This is a genomic window from Arsenophonus endosymbiont of Apis mellifera, assembly GCF_903968575.1.
In the GTDB taxonomy this organism is placed as follows: Bacteria; Pseudomonadota; Gammaproteobacteria; order Enterobacterales; family Enterobacteriaceae; genus Arsenophonus; species Arsenophonus apicola.
Genome location: NZ_CAJCFU010000079.1, coordinates 208,030 through 226,584, shown reverse-complemented (window position 1 = coordinate 226,584; position 18,555 = coordinate 208,030). Strand labels below are relative to the sequence as shown.

The following is an 18,555-nucleotide window of genomic DNA, read 5'->3' as shown; positions in this document are numbered from 1 at the left end:
TATTAAGGGAGAAAACAAATAATGATCCGTTCTTTATGGATTGCCAAAACTGGGCTTGATGCTCAACAAACTAACATGGATGTTATTTCTAATAACCTGGCTAACGTCAGCACCAATGGTTTTAAGCGCGGGCGAGCAGTATTTCAAGATCTAATGTATCAAACGTTACGTCAACCCGGATCGCTAACGTCGGAACAGACCCTATCACCTTCGGGATTGCAACTAGGCACCGGGGTTCGTCCTATTGCGACTGAGCGGTTACATAGTCAGGGTAATTTATCGCAGACTAATAACAGTAAAGATGTTGCCATTAAAGGCCAGGGTTTTTTTCATATTCAATTGCCCGATGGTACTGATGCCTATACGCGCGATGGTGCCTTTCAGGTTGATCAAAATAATCAATTGATTACTGCTGGTGGTTTTGCTGTTGTGCCGGCTATTGTCCTGCCAGAAGGAACCCTCAAATTTACTATTAGTCAGGATGGTATTGTCAGTGTTGTCATACCAGGTAATTCTGAACCACAGCAAGTTGGCCAATTAGCATTAACCACGTTTGTTAATGAAACCGGTCTGGAAAGTATTGGTGAAAATCTTTATCTGGAAACCAACAGTTCCGGCGTACCGGTTGAGACAGCACCTGGGGTTAATGGCGCGGGTTTACTTTATCAAGGTTATGTTGAGACATCGAATGTTAATGTGGCTGAAGAGTTAGTCAGCATGATCCAGACGCAACGTGCTTATGAGATTAATAGTAAAGCGGTGTCCACTTCTGATCAAATGTTACAGCGATTAATGCAGCTTTAATTCAGCTACCATCACAGTCGCAATTCATTGTGATGGTGAACATACAAGAGTTTTTAACATGAATAAAAAAAGCATCGCCAGTTTGGCTGCGCTTATTTTTAGGCGGTTTTCCCAGCTAGGGGGAAATCGATGGCGGTTTGGCATTATCTGCTCGGCAGTAATAATGTCAGGCTGTGCTTACATACCGAAAAAGCCATTGGTCTCTGGTCCGACAACCGTTGAACCGGCAGAAATGGCAAGCATTAAGGTAACTGGCTCGATTTATCAAGCCAGTCAACCGGTCAATTACGGTTATCAACCGCTATTTGAAGATCGACGTCCCCGCCATGTCGGCGATACATTGACCATCATTTTACAAGAAAATGTCAGTGCCAGTAAAAATTCGTCCGCCAATGCCAGCCGTAAAGGAAAAAGTGGATTTTCGGCCGGCGCTACACCGCAAGTGTTAAATAAACTGGTGGGGGTTGATAAGTTACAGTTTGACATGGAAGGTGAAAATGAGTTTGGTGGCAAAGGTGGCGCCAATGCGAATAATACCTTCAAGGGAACGATAACGGTCACGGTGACTAAATTACTGGCAAACGGTAACTTACAGGTAGTGGGTGAAAAACAGATCGCTATCAATCAGGGCACCGAATATATCCGTTTCTCTGGTGTCGTTAATCCAAGAACCATTAGTGGTAGTAATACTGTGAATTCAACCCAGGTTGCGGATGCACGTATTGAGTATGTGGGGGATGGATATATTAACGAAGCACAAAATATGGGCTGGTTGCAGCGTATCTTGTTAAATATTTCACCATTCTAAACAGAGAGAGCTTATGGTTGATTCATTGCTAGGTAAGTTACTATTTTGGTTACCATTACCAATGTTATTGTTATGTTCGAGCATAGTGCAAGCCGAACGTATTCGTGATCTGACAAGTATTGAGGGAGTGCGAGAAAATGCCCTAATCGGCTATGGTTTGGTAGTCGGTCTGGATGGGACGGGTGATCAAACTTCCCAAACGCCATTTACTACCCAGAGTATGAGTAATATGCTCTCTCAATTAGGCATCACTGTGCCGCCGGGTACCAATATGCAGTTAAAAAATGTGGCAGCGGTGATGATCACGGCCAAATTACCCCCTTTTGGTCGTGCCGGACAAACGATTGATGTGGTCGTCTCTTCATTAGGTAATGCGAAAAGTTTACGCGGTGGCACCCTATTGATGACGCCACTAAAGGGCGCTGATAATCAGGTGTATGCGGTTGCCCAAGGCAATATTATTGTGGGTGGCGCCGGCGCTAGTGCCGGTGGCAGTAGTATTAAGATTAATCAATTAGCCGGTGGACGCATTAGTGGTGGTGCGGTAATTGAACGGGAACTACCCAGCCAATTTGGTAAAACCAACATCCTTAACTTACAGTTGAATGAAGAAAATTTTTCGCTGGCACAGACCATTTCCGATGCCGTAAATCGCATTAAAGGTTTTGGTACCGCAACGCCATTGGATGCTAGAACGGTTGAACTCAGATTGCCAGTTAGCCAAAGTGAACAAGTACGTTTTTTGGCGCAGATTCAGAATATTAGCATTAAATCAGTGCCGATTGATGCAAAAATTATTTTGAATGCCCGTACCGGTTCGGTGGTAATGAATCGCAGTGTGATGTTAAATAATTGTGCTATTTCTCAAGGTGGGCTCTCGATTACGGTAGATCGCCGAGTCAATGTTAGTCAGCCTGATACCCCTTTTGCCGGTGGTAAGACGGTGGTGACACGTAACACCGATATCGCCCTGAATGAAAAACACGATGGCTTACATAAAGTCAATGCCAGTGCCAACTTAAATGAAGTGATCCGCGCGTTAAATGCCTTGGGTGCGACACCAACCGACTTAATGTCAATTTTACAGGCAATGGAAAGTGCCGGTTGTTTGCGGGCTAAATTGGAGATCATTTGATGAAAGATCTTTCCACGATGGTGGGCGCCGCTTATGACGCCAGATCATTAAATGCCTTAAAAAATCAAGTGAGTCAGCAGCCTCAACAGGGGCTGCGTCAGGTCGCTGAACAATTAGAAAGTGTTTTTGTGCAGATGATGCTAAAAAGTATGCGCGCTGCTTTGCCGCAAGAAGGTTTGCTAAGTAGTGAACAAAGCCGTCTCTATACCGCACTTTATGATCAGCAATTAGCCCAAGATCTGTCGCGTAAAAGCTTAGGATTTGCTGATCTGATGGTGGAACAGTTAAGCCGGCATCACAATGAGCCGGATGATATTAAGCAGGCACCATTACTGAATACTGATTTACCCAGACAGTTCGTCAGCACTTTTCGCCGTTTTGTACCAGAAGAAGCGGCCGGGGCACTCAAGTATATCTCAGAAAATGGTACCAGTTTTCTGGCTAAATTGTTTATCCCGGCCAGAATTGCTAGTGAAAATAGCGGCATTCCCCATTTACTGATTGTCGCGCAAGCGGCTTTAGAATCTGGTTGGGGACAACGTCAAATTCTGACTGCCGAAGGCACCCCCAGTCATAACTTATTTGGTATTAAGGCAGGTAAAAATTGGCGAGGTAAAGTGACCAATATTGTCACTACTGAGTATATTGATGGTAAAGCAGTGAAAATACGCGACGATTTTCGGGTTTATCCCTCCTATTTTGAAGCCGTCACCGACTATGTCAATTTGCTGACTCAGAGCAAACGTTATGCCAAAGTTGCGGCCGCCAACACCCCCGAGCAGGCAGCAATCGCGTTACAAGCGGCCGGTTATGCCACCGATCCGGGTTATGCGAAAAAACTGATCCAACTGATTCAGCAGTTGAAAAATACCACTTCGCAGGTTAAGCAAATTTATCAACATGATCTAAGCGATCTTTTTTGATGTGCACCACTTAAGTTTTGCTGGTTTTGGCCGATATTTTATTGCGTAAAACGACTATCTTACTGTCGGCTAACCGGCAGCATCCGAATTTATTAGGGAACTGACTATGTCCAGCAGTTTAATGAATACCGCAATGAGCGGCTTAAAAGCCGCGCAAACCGCGTTATCAACAATTGGTAGCAATATTGCCAATGCTAAAGTCGAGAGTTATCACCGGCAAACCACGACATTGGCTACCGATGGTAGCAATAATAATATAAATGGTGTCAAAGTGAGTGGTATTCAACGCGAATATGATGAGTTTATTAATGCGCATTATAACAAAGCGGTGACCAAGCAAGGTGAGCGGAAAATTTATGCCGAATTTGCCTTAGAGCTAGATAAGCTGATGTCTGTTTCTGATACGGATTTAGCGTCATCAATGACAGAGTTTTTTACTAGTTTGCAAACCTTATCAACCGATGCCGCTTCTGCGCCTTTACGCAATGCGGTTATTAATAAAACCCAAGCCATGGTTAGTCGTTTTAAATCCGTTGAACAACAATTTAACGCTATGGAACAACGGCTTAATGGCAATATTGGCCAGATGGTCGATAAAGTTTCGCAACTGGCGCAACAAGTGGCCAAACTAAACGGTGAAATGACAAAAATCAAAGGCATACAAGGCTATGTGCCAAACGAGATGTTAGATCGGCGTGATCAATTAACCCGTGAACTATCAACAGTGGCTGGCATTAGTGTTATTCGGCAAGATGATAGCATCAATATTAATCTGGCTAATGGTTTATCTTTGGTTAATGGTACTAAAGCTAACAAAATCACCGCTATGCCATCGGTTGCTGATCCCGCTCAAGTCACGTTGGCTTATGATGATGGCATTAATCCGCCACAAGAAATTGATACTGGTTCAATTACCGGAGGGGAATTGGCCGGCGCTTTGGCGGTGCGTGATGAAGTACTACAGCCGAATCGACAAAAAATTAATCAGCTGGGTTTAATACTGACCGAAAGTATCAATCAGGTTCAGCAGTCAGGGTTTGATTTGCAAGGCAATGCGGGCCAAGCACTCTTTCAGACTGGCAAACCGAGCATTATTTCCCATAATCAAAATCAGGGAACCAGTAGTTTTGCTACTCAATTTACTGATGCTACCCAAGTTAAAGCCATTGATTATGCCATGAGGTTTGATGGTACTAACTGGGTGGTTACTCAACAAGCAACTGGGACACCGGTAAATGTTACTGTCACAGCAGCCACGGCTAATCACGGTACAAAACTAGCTTTTGATGGTATGGAAATTGAAATTGCTGCTACTTCAGCACCGCAAGCAGGCGACAAGTTTGTTATCAAATCCGTTGATGAAGTTATTAGTGGTTTAGCCGTTGCCATAATAAATCCAGCAGCTATTGCTGCTGCCAGCCAGACAGGAACCGGACAAGCAGATAATAGCAATATTAAGAATCTATTAGCCTTACAAGATAAAAAGTTGGTAAATGGAACGTCAACGTTAACCAAAGCTTATGCGGCGGTTGTCAGTGATGTAGCCTCGAAAGCCAATCAAGCGAAAGCGGATTTTACCGCCCAATCAGTGATCACCAAGAGTTATTTGCAGAAACAGCAATCGGTTTCCGGTGTCAATCTTGATGAAGAATATCTGGAAATGAGCCGTATGCAGGAATTTTACATGTCAAACGCCAAAGTTATTCAGACGGCCAATAGCTTGTTTGAAACTTTAATGCGTATTTTCTGATAACAGTATTAATATAGAAGGAAGTTGTTATGGTTACTCGTTTAAGCAGCCAATTTATGCATTATCAGAAAACGGATAGTATGATGCATTCTCAGTCACAACTGGCAGATAAATATCAGCGTATAACGACTGGAAAACGGTTGTTACAATCCGCTGATGATCCAGCAGCGGCTGCAGAAAATTTACAAATTAATCAAACCCAAGCGCGTTTGGCACAATATAAAACGGCACGTAATTTTTCTCAGCATCAGATGCAATCACAGCTACAGGTAGTTGAGAAAATGGAAGATCTGTCGCGCCGTGTTAAGCAGACTTTTGTGGCAGTCTCTAATCAGTCCATCATGAGTGAGGATGCCCGACAAGCTTATGCCACTGAGCTGGAAAGTTTAAAATCTGAGTTGATGGGTTTAGCCAATAGCAAAGACAGTTCAGGTAATTATCTGTTTGCCGGTTATCAAACCGATACTGCGCCGTTAATAATGAATAGTAATGGAGCGGTAAGTTATCAAGGGAGTCAGGATGCTATTAAGCAGCATATTGATGCCGATCGTGAAGTGACGGTGAATTTTACTGCTCAGCAAGTTTTGCAGTCTGCAACTGGTGCCGATATTTTTCAGTCATTGGATCTGGCAATTAGTACACTAAAAACGCCTTATCAAGCAGCAAATTCACAGGCACAAAGTATATTGGCAGCCAATATCGATAGTGCACATAGTGATTTGCAAAATACCATGAAAACGCTTGCCACAATTAGTAGCCAGCTTGGCTCACAACTCAAGGAAGTTGAACAATTAAATAGTCGTAGTGAAGATATTTCATTGCTACTAAAAGAGCGGCAAAGCCAATTGACAGATACTGATATGGCTGCGGAGATATCAGAATATTATCAAGAAGAGGCGATATTGCAGGCTTCATATGGTTTATTTGCCCAAATGAAAGATTTATCTTTATTTAAAATATTGCGGTGAATCATTTTGTTAATCCAGTTTAGATTATAAAATAAACGGCAAAATAAGCCATAATTGAGATAAAATTTTTACCAGGAGAGCTATTTTCTCCTGGTTTTTTATTTTTTTTCATCTACTCTATTTTTTATTTCTATCTTATTTATTTTAATTAATAATTAGAAAATTATTTTTATTATTCAATAATAGTTAATTCGTTATATTAAATATCGACCCAATATTATTGCAGAAAAATAGAATACGATTAATATCTATTGAATTAACGATCAAGTTACTATATATAATATAACGTTAAAAAGTATAACGTAATATCAAAAAATAATAGTTTCATAGTGTTGAAAAAATAGTAAGATTTAATAAATTTTGCTATTTTCATTTCGTAATTGAGGGTAATTTTGTTTAGCTAGCTTTTGTTGAGATAAACAATTTCCTGGGATAAAAAAGGAACAAGCATGATGAAGAAATTGACAGTAGTCAGCCTGGTTTTCTTAAGCGCAGCGGCACAGGCGCAGTCTCATCTTGACCGAGTGATGAAAACGAAAACATTAACGGTTTGCGCAACTGGTGATTATAGGCCTTATACTCATTTACTTCAGAATGGTCAATATGAAGGCATTGATGTTACCATGATGGAAAATTTAGCTGCTAGTCTGGGGGCTAAAGTTAAATGGCAGAAAACGACCTGGAATACATTAATGGCAGATTTTCATAACAAACAGTGTGATATTGCAGTTGGGGGTATTTCTGTTACTTTAAAACGTCAGCAAGCTACCTGGTTGTCTGCGCCGCTAGCGGTTGATGGTAAAATTCCATTAGTTCGTTGTGATGATAAAGCTAAATATCAAACGATTGAACAACTTAATAAACCGACAGTTCGTTTGATTGCACCTTTTGGTGGTACCAATGAGGCTTTCGCCCATCGCTATTTACCTAATGCCCAGTTGCAATTGACGCATGATAATGCGGCGATATTCCAGCAAATTATTGATAAAAAGTTTGATGTTATGGTGACTGATGCATCAGAAGCCCTTTATCAGCAAAAGCATTATCCGAGTAAGTTATGTGCGTTGAATCCAAAGCGACCGCTGCAATATATTGAGAAAGCTTATATGCTACCGCGTGATGATATGAGCTGGAAACTTTATGTCGATCAATGGATACATCTAACTAAAAAGACCGGTGGTTATCGGAATATTGTGTCTGAATGGATAGCGATACCGAAATAAATGATTAGCTGATCTGCTGATAGGTAAATATTTATTAACTTATTATTCAGTTAGCACAAAAATAACCCATAATTTATAGATTTATTTGGCAGTAGACGAACAATTTAAAAGTTAATACGATAGGGAAAAAAAGTATTTAGAAAAATATTACTTCCCGGCTAATGTAAGTAGTATCAAACTTAATTGACTCAGAATGTCATTAAATATCTTCTCGGCATATTTGGTAATGATAGTGGTTAAAAGAGGTAATAGATAGATACCAATTAAAAGTGTCAGTTGGAAGCCGACAACAAAAATAGAAAGTTGGGGGGTCATTCTATTTAAGATCCCCAAACTGATATTAATAATTAATAGTAAGGTTAAAATAGGCAGCGCCAATAGTAAACCATAATAAAAAATAATTCCGGCTGATTGAGCAACTAATATAAAGCTTTGGCTATTTAACGCTAGCGATTGGATTGGAATAAGCTGGAAGCTATCTGCCAATAGTGACAATAACAAAAGATGAATATCGAAAGATAAAAACAGTAATAACAATAATAGATTAAAAAAACGCGCAATAATTGGCATATTGGGGCCGGCTGCTGGATCAACAAATAAGGCGAAAGAGAGCCCCATCTGCATCCCCAATACTTCTCCCGCATAACGAACGATGGCAAAGGCGATTTGCATTGTCAGTCCCATTAATAAGCCGATTAAAACTTGTTGTATTAAGATCCAACACCCCATAACGGAAAAAAGAGGGATTTGTGGTAGTGGTATTGCCGCAGAGATTAAAATAGTGATCAATAAGGCTAATATAATTTTACTTTTTTTAGGGATCTGTTTTTCGCCAAAAAACGGGGCAATACTAAATAAAGCTAATACTCGCACAAATGGCCAAAAAAATTGGTTAATATAGCTATAAAAAAAATCTGTGCTAAAAGTGATCATTATTAACCAACAAGTTGCGGTAATTGTGTTATCAACTGACGGGTATACTCAATAAATAGTTGTAACATCCACGGGCCGGCTACAACCGCAGTAATAAAAACAGCGATAATTTTAGGAATGAAAGAGAGGGTTATCTCATTAATTTGCGTCGCTGCTTGTAATAAACTAATAATTAAACCACTGACCAACGCCGCTAATAATAGTGGCGCTGCTAATGCTAAAGCCACTTTCATACCATAAATACCAAGTCCCATCACTGTTTCCGGTGTCATTTTCACTCCTAATTTAAAAAACTTTGTGCTAAAGAGCCTAAAATTAATTGCCAACCATCGACCAGAACAAACAACATTAATTTAAAAGGCATTGCAACGGTAGCAGGCGGAACCATCATCATTCCGAGCGCCATTAATACACTGGCAACTACGAGATCGATAATCAAGAAAGGAATAAATAACATAAAGCCGATTTGAAAAGCCGTTTTTAGTTCACTAGTAATAAATGCCGGCACTAAAATACGCATCGGAACATCGTCTTGGGTTTGATACTCACTATCATTGGCTAAGCGGGCAAACAGTGCTAAATCAGGTTGACGGGTTTGTTGTAACATAAATTGGCGTAAGGGTTTGGCACCTTCCGCTAATGCCACTTCGATGCTAATTTTCTCTTCACTAAAGGGCAAATAGGCATTTTGATATATTTTATCAAATACCGGAGACATGACGAAAAAAGTCATAAATAGCGCTAAGCCTAATAAAATTTGATTAGGTGGGGCGGTCGGAGTGCCTAACGCATTTCGCAATAAACCCAATACGATAATGATACGAGTAAAACTGGTCGTCATCAGCAACAGCGCAGGGATAAAACCCAGGGCAGTAATAAAAATAAGTGTCTGTACCGGTAGTGACCAACTTTGGCCGCCATTGGCTAAGGGTTGGCTAGTAATTGCAGGTATAGCGGTGTAAGCGGGCAATGGCAACCACAATAGCGCGCTGGTTAATAAAAATAGCAATTTACGCATCACTGTTTCTACTTTTTACTAAGCATGTCTTCATGAATTGACCAAAAGAGGGTGGAACAGAAGCTGACTGCTGTTGTTCATCCGGTTCGGTTTTGGCCGGCATTTTATGCAACAAGGTAATGTTTTCTTCGGTGACACCGAGTACCAGCGCCTGCCCTTCAACTTCAATAATGGTAATTTTGGCTTTATTACCGAGTGAGTAATTATCCGTTACTTTGATTGCGCTTGAGCGAGTGGTCAGATAGCGTTTGGGTAAAAAACGGCGTATTAACCATAAAGTCACCAATAGACCGCCAATAATCAGTAATAGCGAGCTGCTCATTTCAGTTAACATGCTACTGCCTGAAAGTAGCGAGGGGCTGTTAGTGGTTGTGCCCCCTTTTAATACAGGAGCAGCACTATCTGCCGCTCCAGCAACTAGAAAAGAAGAATAAGCTGGCATAATCTATCGACTCAACCGACGCATACGTTCTGATGGGGTAATAATATCGGTAATACGAATGCCATATTTATCAGAGACCACCACTACTTCGCCTTGTGCGATCAGATAACCATTGATCAGAATGTCTAACGGTTCACCCGCCAGGCCATCCAGTGAAACCACCGAGCCTTGGGTTAAACTTAAAAGCTTTTTAATGGTCATTTTGGTGCGACCTAGCTCAACTGTCAATTTAACCGGAATATCCATGATCATATTAATATCTGAAAATTGGTTTTCGATATCTTGTATGTCCAAATTATCAAAGATCGCAGGTCCATTGTCGGTTGGTTTCGGCGGTTTCGATTGCTGAGCAATGGTTTCTGCCCAGATATCTTCAGCCGAGGTTTTAGCTTGATGTTCAGTAAAATCTTTAGTGTCACTCATGGTTTTTGTTCCTCTTCCAGAGCGTTTAAAACTGGATTAATAAGATGTTCGACGCGAAGGGCATACTGCCCATTTAATGTTCCATATTTACTGGTCAGCACGGGAACGCCATCGACATGAACCATAAGGCGTTCTGGTTTTTCGACAGGAATGACATCCCCTTTTTGCAGTTTCAGGATCCTGGAGAGCCGCGTTGGATGTTCAATCAGGTTAGCGATTAATTCCAATTCAGAATATTTAACTTGGTTAACCAAGCCTTCCATCCAGACACCTTCATCTTGTTTAACATTTTCTACCGGCGGATTGATTAATCGTTCACGTAACGGCTCGATCATGGCAAAAGGGATACAAATGCTAAATTCACCAATCATATTGCCAATTTCCACTAAAAATGGGGTGGTAATAACAATATCGTTAGGTGAAGACGTGATATTGGTAAATTTTACCTGAATTTCAGAACGAACATATTCTGCCTGGATTTTGAAAATACTCTCCCAGGCGTCACTATAGGCATCAAGCGCCAATTTCATCATTTTATTAATAATACGCTGTTCGGTATGGGTAAATTCACGCCCGTCAACTGGAGTTGGAAACCTACCATCGCCACCAAATAGATTATCGACCGCGATATAGACTAAATTGGGTTCAAAGGTAAAAAGGGCGGTACCGCGCAAAGGTTTTAAATGCACCAGGTTAAGGTTAGTCATCACGGGTAGATTGCGCGCAAATTCATGATATGGCTCAATTTTGATTAATCCTACCGTAATATCAGGGCTACGACGTAGAATATTAAATAACCCCATACGAAATTGGCGCGCAAAACGTTCATTAATAATTTCCAGCGACTGCAATCGCTCGCGCACAGCACGTCGTTGTGTATTCGGATTATAAGGATGGATATCCATTTCAGCTGCAGATGCTTTTTTCTCTCCACCGCTAACCGTATTATCAGTTGGCGCATCATTTAGCAGGGCATCAATCTCTGTTTGTGAAAGAAAGTTATCGCTCATGTGATTTATCGTAAAATAAACGTTGTGAATAACACATCGGTAATAATTTGTTCAGACTCTTCTAATTCAAAAGTCGGTTTTAATACCTGCTTAATTTCAGACATAAGATGAACTTTGCCTGTATCTGTTGCCAAATCAGCGGCGTTTTGGCGAGATAACAATAACAATATACGGCTGCGCACCTCAGGCATAAAATCATGAAGGCGTTTACGGGTTTCTTCACTGGTCAGGCGTAATGTAATATCAACATATAACACGCGATCGCGTTTCTCATCGTCAATTAGATTAACCGAAAAGGGTTCTAGTGACATAAATACCGGTAGCACCAGACTTCTTTTTTCCGGTTGATGCTCATCTTGTTCTTTTGCTTGAAATAGCCACCAGCTATAGCCAGCAATAAAACAGCTTAATAGTGTGAATAACGCCATAATGGTTAACAGCATCCCACTGATGCGTTTTCCTTGATGTTGCGACTTAGACATAGACAGGTAATTCCTTTTGATTCTACTTGGGATAATCAAGGCATTGTCGATTAACGTTTTATCCCTGTTTTTGCATTTCACTATAATTATCCCGATCTATGAATAACTTGACGGTAGAATAAAACAGTAAAAATAGGCGGTTATTTTGTCATTGAACAATGTTGATAAGGATAGGGGGAATGTTCCCCCACAAGAAAAAGTAAAAAAAAGCAAATGGATTTAAGCAAATACATCAATTCCGCTGGTTATTTGTGCCTGGTTAGTTTGCTGGACTTTAGTTAATGAACTATCACTCTCTTGCTCATTGGTCTCATTAGTTATTGATGATAGCGGCGTTGCCGGTTGATTATCTTGCGCACTATTTTGCTCGTTATGTTGCTCGCCAACATGCGTTTGCCCCAGTTGTATGCCTTGTTCTGATAGCGCATGACGTAACTGTGTCAGATTGCTTTCAATAATCTGGCGAACTTGTTGATTAGCGGTCACGACTGACAGTTGCGCTTTATCGTCAAAAATTTTAAGTTGAATTTGTAGGCTACCTAATTCTTCCGGATGAAGACGTAACTCGGCTTGTTGTGCGCCATGGCGACTGAGCATGACAATCTGCTCACTAAACTTTTGTCCCCACTCCGGCTGATCAATCGGCGTAGTCAAAGCCATAGAATTGATGTTAGCTGTCATTGACTGAGTTAATGCAGGATTGGCTGACAAAGAGATTAAAGGGATCGCATTATTATTGTTTGGCGATAGGCTAATTAATTCTGGATTTTCTGCCGTATTGGTCAGGGTTGCTACATTGATATTAGATTGCATGGCCGGTTGTAACGACAGAGATTGCGATGTTGCTTGTTCATTGAACGGTGCTGATAAATTGGCCAGCGGGTATTCGATTGTTGCACTATGGCTTGTGGAAGTAGCGAGCTGAGAATGCGATTTGAAATGCAGTTTTTCATCGCTATTGTCACTATTATTAGCTAATTGTTCAATAATCGCTTGCTCGATTGTTTCATCGGCTAGTGTTGCGCGATCATTTTCCAGCCGTAGCTGTGTTGCTACCTCTGCCAGTTGAATGGGTAATTGATCAATGAATTGATTAGCGGTTAATGGCGAAAATTGCGGGTTATCTGATGGTGCTGTTGCTTCATCAATTTTTGTGCTGCTTTCCTCAGTTAAAAAGTCATTGAAAGCAGGTAAGGTATTTTCCTGCTGTTCAATAGCTGAGTCAGCATTATCTGTTACGCTTTGTTCTTTTGCCGGCGATGAATGGTTAGTTAACATCTGGGCAAAATTGTCCGAATGCGATGATGATAATGGTTGGTTAGAAGCGTGCCCATTAGCGGTCAATGTTAGCGATGTGTCTATCATTATGATGTCCTTAAAACGGCTCGTTGCGCCATTTCATCCATTTGTTTTTGTTCCAGCCGATCAGCACGTTTTTTTTGTAAACGGTCACTACGTTGTTGTAGCTTACTGAAGGCATTGGTTTTTTGCTGTTTGCCTTGCCAATTTTGTTCTGCACTTGTTTCTCGCTGTTGCCATTCAACTAAATGTTGCTGATGTTGCGTGATTGCTTGTTCAAGGGTCAGCAAAAACTGCTGATAATTTTGTAATATTGCACAAGAGGTGCCTTGATGAAGCATACTATTAAGCTGTTGGCGATATTCATCCTGATACTGTAGCAGTTGTGTCAGTTGTTGCAGCATTTGTTGATGCTGATGTCGAATATGCGACAGTTTTACTGCGGCCTGGTTGCTATCTTTATGGCTTAAATCACGTAATAGTGTGAAGGAATTGCTTGCTTTCATGCTTCCTCATTAGTGATTTTGGGAAATAACTGACAAAGCTGTTGATAGGCGCTCTCCTTTGAACAGTACTCATCGCAATCTTGGCGTAAAAATTGTTGCAAATGGGGATAAAGCTGGATGGCCTGATCAAGGATCGGATCACTACCAACGGCATAAGCGCCAACATTAATCAGATCTTGATTACGCTGATAACGAGATAATAGTTGTTTGAACTGTTGAGCCTGATAAAAATGGCTTTTATCCACCAGAGTGTTCATTGCCCGGCTGATGGAAGCTTCGATATCGATAGCTGGATAATGGCCAGATTCTGCCAGGCTACGTGACAAGACAATGTGACCGTCTAAAATAGCACGCGCTGAATCGGCAATCGGATCCTGTTGATCATCACCCTCTGTTAGTACGGTATAAAAAGCGGTGATACTACCACTACCTTGTGTACCATTACCGGCACGCTCTATTAGGGCGGGTAATTTGGCAAACACAGATGGTGGGTAACCCTTCGTAGCCGGAGGTTCTCCGATCGCTAATGCAATCTCACGTTGTGCCATGGCATAACGGGTTAATGAATTCATAATCAGTAACACGTTCAAACCGCGATCGCGAAAGTCTTCGGCAATCCGGGTGGCGTAAGTTGCGCCTTGTAAACGTAAAAGCGGCGAGACATCAGCGGGAGCCGCGATAACCACCGAGCGCTGTAAACCCTCCGGGCCGAGAATATTTTCAATAAAGTCTTTAACTTCTCGGCCGCGCTCACCGATCAGGCCAACTACGATCACGTCAGCTTGGGTATAGCGTGCCATCATGCCCAATAAAATACTTTTACCAACTCCAGAGCCGGCAAATAATCCCATCCGTTGGCCGCGACCGACCGTCAGTAAACTATTAATCGCTCTTACCCCTACATCAAGTGGCAGGTTAATTGATTCTCGTTGTAAGGGGTTAATTGGCGCAGTAACTAGCGATGCAAAGCTGTCTATGGTTGGCAAGGGTTTGCCATCTAATGGTTCACCAAAACCATCCAGAACACGACCAAGTAGCGCGGGGCCCAGGGGGAATTGTTGACCGCTGTTTTGTTGCTTGTCTGAAACTGAAGGATGATAGACTTGAGCGCCGGGTACAATGCCTTCAAGATCCTGATAAGGCATTAATAGCATTTTATTGCCATTAAAACCGACCACTTCACACGTGATCTCGTCACTGGCTGCTTGATGTTGGCGTTTTATTAAACAATTTGCTCCTAACGGCATTTGCAGACCGGTTGCTTCTAACACTAAACCTGTCACGCGGGTTAATTTGCCATAATGGCGCACTGGCGCTAGCTGGATAAGCTGCTTTTCAAAGCTGTCAATTCGGCCTAACCAGCGGGCAAGTTTTGCGGTCATTGACATTTCTCCGGCATAATCAACTGACAAAGCTCAAGCCAGCGGGTTTCTAAACTGGCATCCAATTCACTATTTTCAGCGCTAATTTTGCAACCATATCGATGCAGCTCTGGCACCGCGATCAGACGCCAGCCATTAGCGGTTAAACTATCACCTAGTTGTGATTCAACCAGTGCCATATCATTTGGATTAACTTGTAGTTGAGGACGGCCTGCCAATAGCGGATCTTGTTGTAGAAAATGACTAATTTGGCTCAATAATGCGCTACCATCACAAACCGCCGGTTGGCCTAATACCTGACGAGCAGCCTGCAGGGCAATCTGCATTAAACGAGAAGCAATGAAACTGTCTAATCCTTCTAAGGAGTGACGAAACTCAGTTAATAGCGCTTGCCATTGTTGGATGATAGCGGCCATCTCATTTTTGGCATCATTGGCACCTGCCTGATGGCCTTCAGCTAAACCTTGCTGATAACCGGCCTGGTATCCTTGTTGCTGACCATCCGTCAAACCCGTTTGTTGTCCAGCCGCGTAACCTTCTTGATAGCCGATTTCTTTAGCTTGCGCTTTTAAATCGTCCAGTTGATTGATTTGCGCTAAAACATCTTTTTCACTCTGTTCAGCTAATGGCGTATCACTGGCAACATGCTGATTATTGATCACAGGATTTAAACCTGGCCAAAGGGTAATTTCGTCTGGCAGCCAGGGCTGCCATGGTGAGAGCGATTTTTTAGACATAGGTTTCTTCACCGCCATTCATCACAATTTCACCACTTTCTGCCAAGCGACGAACGATGAACAAGATCGCTTTTTGTTCTGCTTCCACTTGCGACAGGCGAACAGGGCCACGTGAAGCCAGATCATCGCGCATGATCTCAGCGGCTCGACGTGACATATTGTTGAGGAAATGATCGCGTAAATTTTGTTCACAACCTTTTAATGCAATAACCAGCGAATCGTTTTCCACTTCTTGCAACAGACGCTGCATAGAACGATTGTCCATTTCAATAAGATTTTCAAACAAGAACATTTCGTCGATAATTTTTTGTGCCAGTTCATCGTCATACTCTTTAACCGCACTAATAACCACCTCTTCTTGCTGACTCTTCATCAAGTTGATGATTTCAGCGGCAGTACGCACACCACCCATTTTACTACGCTTAATATTTTGTCCATCAAGTAGGTTATTCAGCACCTCAGTCAACTCAGCTAAAGCGGAGGGTTGTACGCCACCAAAGGTAGCAATTCTTAACATGACATCATTACGCAGTTTTTCATCAAATAAAGCTAACACGTCGGCCGCTTGTTCACGCTTTAAATGCACTAAAATGGTGGCAATAATCTGCGGATGTTCATCGCGGATCATATCTGCCGCCATCTGCGGCTCCATAAAGTTCAGCGTATCAATACCGGTAGCGGTCTCTTTGGTTTCAAAAATATCCTCTAACAAGGTATTGGCCCGCTCTTCACCCAATGCTTTGACTAATACTGAACGCAGGTAATCATTGGTATTAACATTAATAGCCGCATATTGAATGGCATTTTCTTCAAATTCGGCCAATACATCTGACAATTCCTGGTTAGAGATTTGGCGTAAACTTGACATAGCCACACTTAATTTTTGTACTTCACGGCTATTTAAGTGTTTAAAAATTTCAGCGGCTTGCTCTTCACCTACTGACATTAGCATCACTGCACTTTTTTCTGTTCCACTAAGACTCATAATTCTTTACTCATCCAATCACGAACAACCATTGCCACCACACGGGGATCTTTTTGTACCATCTGACGTAAGCGTTGGGTATGCATCTCTGCGTTAACACGTTGACGGGTCTGTTCTTGACGCGCAGCTTCATCTTGCTCAATTTTTTGGCAAGCAGCCTGCTCCGCATCTTTTTTCGCTTTCAGATCAGACGCCATTTTAGCGGCTTTCTCTGCTTCACGTTTTTTCTGTAATTGGGGTTTGACCACAAAACGCCACAATAACCAGGCCAACAGTAATAGCAGCAAATAGCGACCAATCTCTAACACGTTGGCGATAAAAACTGGCTGTTGCCAAAACTCAAGCGGTTTAAGTTCAGCGTCTTGGGCTTCAAATGGTGCATTTACTACATACAGGCTATCGCCACGCTGCTCAGAAAACCCCATCGCTTCTCGTGCCAAGGTTTTAATTTGTGTTAATTTTTCATCAGTTAGCGGTAAGCTATCATCATTTTCTTTTTTATCTTTATCGGTATCAGCATAATTAACGATGATGGCCACTGAAAGTCGCTGTAGATTGCCAATTTGATGTTGAGTATGACGAATGCGACGATCTATCTCATAGTTGGTGGTTTCATCAACCCGACTATTATGATTATTATTTACTGGCTGCGGGGCATTTTTATCATTAGGTTTGTCAATCGGTGCTTTTGGTGCCGGTGTTGGTTGGTTAGATAGCGCACCGGGTACGCCACCAACTAATAATTGACCGTTTTGCTCACTGCGACTGGTCTGTTTTGAACGCACCGCTGATTCATTGGGTGGCTGATTGGGTTTGTACTCTTCCGCTGTCTCTTCAGTACGGGCAAAATTAATTTCCGCCGTAACTTGTGCGTGTACATTACCTCGGCCAACCAGTGGCATAATAATCGATTCGATACGTTGCTTATAACGATTCTCTATCGATTGCACATAGTTGAGTTGCGTCACGTTAAGATCGCGGCTAATGCCATCGGGCTGAGTCAATAGATTGCCTAACTAATCAACGATAGTGACATTATTGCTAGTTAAACCACTGACACTACTAGAGATCATATGCACAATAGCGGCAATCTGGCCTTCATCCAGTTTACGGCCGTTTTGTAGGTTAAGGGTGACCGACGCGGTAGGATCTTTTTGCTCGCGCACAAAAAGTGACGGTTTGGGGATCGCTAAATGTACGCGGGCGCGTTGCACAACTCCCAATGATTCAAAGGTTTTGGCTAATTCACCTTCCAAAGCACGTTGATAGTTGATCTGTTCGCTAAATTGACTCAACCCAAATTTTTCTTGATCCAGTAACTCAAAACCGGCATTGCCGCCTTTTGGTAATCCTTGTTGCGCTAACTTTAGTCTAACCTCATGCACTTTATCAGCCGGCACTTTAACCATACTACCATCGGCAGATAGTTGATAAGGAATATTCATTTGACTTAGCTGAGTAACAATTTCGCCGCCATCCTTATCACTAAGATTGGTATAAACTGGGCGATAGTCAGGTCCCTGTAGCCAAAACAAAGCAGCGATGAAAAAAGTTATTGCCAAAGCACCTGCAACGATCAGCGGTACTTTAGGATCAGATTTTATTTTGTCGAAAATGGTACTTAATCCTTTGAGCGGATTTGCTCCATTAGTATTTACGGCATTCATAGACAATCCTTGCCTTCTCGTTCTTGATGAAGATTGATAACGTGGCGTAACAAAGTGGCT

19 protein-coding genes and 1 pseudogene are annotated in these 18,555 nt (G+C 42.0%); 7 read left to right on the top strand and 13 right to left on the bottom strand.

Annotation, left to right across the window (positions count from 1 at the left end; genetic code table 11):
- Window positions 1-21: 21 nt before the first annotated feature.
- The 7 genes from flgG (at window position 22) to H1X92_RS14795 (ending at window position 7,611) form a co-directional block, all read left to right on the top strand.
- On the top strand, window positions 22-804 hold the full coding sequence (flgG, locus tag H1X92_RS14825; protein WP_180560865.1) for a flagellar basal-body rod protein FlgG: 783 nt from the start codon (window positions 22-24) through the stop codon (window positions 802-804).
- A gap of 58 nt (window positions 805-862) precedes the next feature.
- Window positions 863-1,612, top strand: a complete 750-nt coding sequence (locus tag H1X92_RS14820) for a flagellar basal body L-ring protein FlgH (protein ID WP_180560864.1) — start codon at window positions 863-865, stop codon at window positions 1,610-1,612.
- 61 nt (window positions 1,613-1,673) lie between these two features.
- Window positions 1,674-2,747 (top strand): flagellar basal body P-ring protein FlgI, encoded by a 1,074-nt coding sequence (locus H1X92_RS14815; RefSeq protein ID WP_233458174.1) that lies wholly within the window; start codon window positions 1,674-1,676, stop codon window positions 2,745-2,747.
- Window positions 2,747-3,670: a flagellar assembly peptidoglycan hydrolase FlgJ gene (gene flgJ / locus H1X92_RS14810; RefSeq protein WP_180560862.1), complete on the top strand. Its 924-nt coding sequence runs from the start codon at window positions 2,747-2,749 to the stop codon at window positions 3,668-3,670. The genes H1X92_RS14815 and flgJ overlap by 1 nt, the downstream gene beginning before the upstream one ends.
- 106 nt (window positions 3,671-3,776) lie before the next feature.
- Window positions 3,777-5,420 (top strand): flagellar hook-associated protein FlgK, encoded by a 1,644-nt coding sequence (flgK, locus tag H1X92_RS14805; protein ID WP_180560861.1) that lies wholly within the window; start codon window positions 3,777-3,779, stop codon window positions 5,418-5,420.
- A gap of 29 nt (window positions 5,421-5,449) precedes the next feature.
- Window positions 5,450-6,388, top strand: a complete 939-nt coding sequence (flgL, locus tag H1X92_RS14800; protein WP_180560860.1) for a flagellar hook-associated protein FlgL — start codon at window positions 5,450-5,452, stop codon at window positions 6,386-6,388.
- Between the two features lie 449 nt (window positions 6,389-6,837).
- A complete protein-coding gene (locus H1X92_RS14795; RefSeq protein ID WP_225505515.1) occupies window positions 6,838-7,611 on the top strand; it encodes a transporter substrate-binding domain-containing protein in 774 nt (257 codons plus the stop codon).
- 147 nt (window positions 7,612-7,758) lie between these two features.
- Here H1X92_RS14795 and fliR read toward each other — a convergent pair whose 3' ends face one another.
- The 13 genes and pseudogenes from fliR to fliF form a co-directional block, all read right to left on the bottom strand.
- On the bottom strand, window positions 7,759-8,544 hold the full coding sequence (fliR, locus tag H1X92_RS14790) for a flagellar biosynthetic protein FliR (RefSeq protein WP_180560859.1): 786 nt from the start codon (window positions 8,542-8,544) through the stop codon (window positions 7,759-7,761).
- 2 nt (window positions 8,545-8,546) lie between these two features.
- A complete protein-coding gene (gene fliQ / locus H1X92_RS14785) occupies window positions 8,547-8,816 on the bottom strand; it encodes a flagellar biosynthesis protein FliQ (protein WP_180560858.1) in 270 nt (89 codons plus the stop codon).
- An 8-nt stretch (window positions 8,817-8,824) separates the two neighbouring features.
- Window positions 8,825-9,562, bottom strand: coding sequence for a flagellar type III secretion system pore protein FliP (gene fliP / locus H1X92_RS14780; RefSeq protein WP_180560857.1), 738 nt, complete (start codon window positions 9,560-9,562; stop codon window positions 8,825-8,827).
- Window positions 9,555-10,004, bottom strand: a complete 450-nt coding sequence (fliO, locus tag H1X92_RS14775) for a flagellar biosynthetic protein FliO (protein ID WP_180560856.1) — start codon at window positions 10,002-10,004, stop codon at window positions 9,555-9,557. Before fliO ends, fliP begins: the two co-directional genes overlap by 8 nt.
- Window positions 10,005-10,007: 3 nt before the next feature.
- A complete protein-coding gene (gene fliN / locus H1X92_RS14770; RefSeq protein ID WP_180560855.1) occupies window positions 10,008-10,427 on the bottom strand; it encodes a flagellar motor switch protein FliN in 420 nt (139 codons plus the stop codon).
- On the bottom strand, window positions 10,424-11,437 hold the full coding sequence (gene fliM / locus H1X92_RS14765) for a flagellar motor switch protein FliM (RefSeq protein ID WP_180560854.1): 1,014 nt from the start codon (window positions 11,435-11,437) through the stop codon (window positions 10,424-10,426). The genes fliN and fliM overlap by 4 nt, the downstream gene beginning before the upstream one ends.
- A 5-nt stretch (window positions 11,438-11,442) precedes the next feature.
- On the bottom strand, window positions 11,443-11,919 hold the full coding sequence (fliL, locus tag H1X92_RS14760) for a flagellar basal body-associated protein FliL (protein ID WP_180560853.1): 477 nt from the start codon (window positions 11,917-11,919) through the stop codon (window positions 11,443-11,445).
- Window positions 11,920-12,138: 219 nt separating this feature from the next.
- A complete protein-coding gene (locus H1X92_RS14755; protein WP_180560852.1) occupies window positions 12,139-13,284 on the bottom strand; it encodes a flagellar hook-length control protein FliK in 1,146 nt (381 codons plus the stop codon).
- Window positions 13,284-13,724 (bottom strand): flagellar export protein FliJ, encoded by a 441-nt coding sequence (gene fliJ, locus H1X92_RS14750; RefSeq protein WP_180560851.1) that lies wholly within the window; start codon window positions 13,722-13,724, stop codon window positions 13,284-13,286. The genes H1X92_RS14755 and fliJ overlap by 1 nt, the downstream gene beginning before the upstream one ends.
- Window positions 13,721-15,106, bottom strand: coding sequence for a flagellar protein export ATPase FliI (gene fliI, locus H1X92_RS14745; protein ID WP_180560850.1), 1,386 nt, complete (start codon window positions 15,104-15,106; stop codon window positions 13,721-13,723). Before fliI ends, fliJ begins: the two co-directional genes overlap by 4 nt.
- Window positions 15,103-15,843, bottom strand: coding sequence for a flagellar assembly protein FliH (gene fliH, locus H1X92_RS14740; RefSeq protein WP_180560849.1), 741 nt, complete (start codon window positions 15,841-15,843; stop codon window positions 15,103-15,105). The genes fliI and fliH overlap by 4 nt, the downstream gene beginning before the upstream one ends.
- Window positions 15,836-16,828, bottom strand: coding sequence for a flagellar motor switch protein FliG (gene fliG / locus H1X92_RS14735; RefSeq protein ID WP_180560848.1), 993 nt, complete (start codon window positions 16,826-16,828; stop codon window positions 15,836-15,838). The genes fliH and fliG overlap by 8 nt, the downstream gene beginning before the upstream one ends.
- Window positions 16,825-18,495: pseudogene (gene fliF, locus H1X92_RS14730) on the bottom strand (flagellar basal-body MS-ring/collar protein FliF). The gene fliG and the pseudogene fliF overlap by 4 nt, the downstream one beginning before the upstream one ends.
- Between the last annotated feature and the right edge of the window lie 60 nt (window positions 18,496-18,555).